This window comes from Thauera phenylacetica B4P (assembly GCF_000310225.1).
Classification (GTDB): Bacteria; Pseudomonadota; Gammaproteobacteria; order Burkholderiales; family Rhodocyclaceae; genus Thauera; species Thauera phenylacetica.
The window spans coordinates 1-1,618 of the sequence record NZ_AMXF01000434.1; the positions used below are offsets into that span (position 1 = coordinate 1).

At 73.1% G+C, this 1,618-nt stretch carries 2 protein-coding genes; both read right to left on the reverse strand.

Going from position 1 to position 1,618, the window contains the following annotated elements:
• The coding region (locus tag C667_RS22790; protein ID WP_004388047.1) for an Hpt domain-containing protein at nt 1-423 on the reverse strand (423 nt) is incomplete at its 3' end.
• 29 nt (nt 424-452) lie between these two features.
• On the reverse strand, nt 453-1,618 hold a 1,166-nt coding region (locus tag C667_RS22795; protein ID WP_004388048.1), incomplete at its 5' end, for a methyl-accepting chemotaxis protein.

Consider the following 1,618-nt stretch of genomic DNA (forward strand, 5'->3'; position numbering starts at 1 on the left):
GTGGAAGAGGTCGGCGGCGCTGGCGTCGCGCTGGCCGCGCGCGGCGGCGAGCTCGAGGTAGCGCGGGGCGAGCCGCAGGGGCTGGTCGGGCGCGCCGTCGGCGAGCTCCTCGAGGTAGTTGCCGACCATCGCCAGCGCGCGCAGGGCGAGCGCGTGGCGTGCGGCGTCGGCCGGCACCTCGCCGCGCGCCATGGCGCCGAGCAGCTGCTCGAGGGTGTCGGTGAACAGGGTCAGGCCGTCGAGGCCGACGATGTCGAGGGCGCCGCGCACCTGGTGCAGGTGCGATTGCGCGAACTGCAGGCCGGCGGCTTCGCTGCCCGCGCAGCCGCGCTCGAGGATTTCACGCGCGCGTCCCAGCGCGGCGTCGATCTCGCCCTTGACCCAGGTCAGCGGTCCCAGGTCCGGCTCGGTGGCGTGTGTCATGCTGTTTTTCCGGGCGACGGCCAGCGTTGTCAGACCTTGAAGCCCGAGACCGAGCCCTTCAGTTCCACCGCCAGCTCGGCGAGCTGGTCGATCGACACGGCGGTCTGGCGGGTGCCGAGCGAGGTCTGTTCGGTGACCGCGAGGATGTCCTTCATCGCCGCGGCGACGCGGCCGGCGGTCGCGGCCTGCTCCTGCACGTCGGCCGAGATGCGCTCGATCAGGCTGGCGGTCTCGGTGGACACCAGGCCGATCTCGGCCAGCGCCTGGCCGGCGGCGTCGGAGAGCTGGGCACCCTCGACCACGTTGCGGGTGGCGTTCTCCATCGCGCCCACGGCGTCCTGGGTGTCGGTCTGGATGGTCTTGACGATCGCGGCGATCTGCTTGGTGGCCTCGGCCGAGCGTTCGGCGAGGCGCTGCACCTCCTCGGCGACGACGGTGAAGCCGCGCCCGGCCTCGCCGGCGGTGGCGGCCTGGATCGCGGCGTTGAGCGCGAGCACGTTGGTCTGCTCGGTGATGTCGGAGATGAGCTCGACGATCTCGCCGATCTCCTGCGAGGACTCGCCGAGGCGCTTGATGCGCTTGGCGGTCTCCTGGATCTGGCTGCGGATGTCGTTCATGCCGCGGATGCTGTTCTGCACCGCGTCCGCGCCCTTGCGCGCGGACTCCAGCGAGCGCCGCGCCACCTGGGCGGACTGCAGCGCGCGCGCGGAGGAGTCGGTCATCGACTGCGCCATGCGCTCGGCGCTGGCGCCGGCCTCCTCGATCTCCTGCGACTGGCGGTCGGTGGCGGCGAGCAGCTCGGTGGAGGTGCGGCGCGCGGATTCGGTGGCCGAGGTCACGCGCGTGGCGGCGTCGTTGATGCGGCGCACCAGCACCGAGAGCTCTTCGATGGTGTAGTTCACCGAGTCGGCGATCGCGCCGGTGATGTCCTCGGTGACGGTGGCGCGCACGGTGAGGTCGCCGTCGGCGAGGTCGCCCATCTCGTTCATCAGGCGCAGGATGGCCTGCTGGGTGAGGTTGCGCTCGTCCTCGGCCTGGCGGCGCTCGGTCTCCGAGGCGATGCGGCGCGCCGCGGCGTCGGCGGCGTAGGCGCGCGCCATCTGCATCAGCGCGAACACGGCGAGCAGGGCGGCGAGCGCCGCGCCCGCGTGCAGCGGGCCGAAGCCGCCGGTGCGCCCGGCGAGCGCGGTGCCGA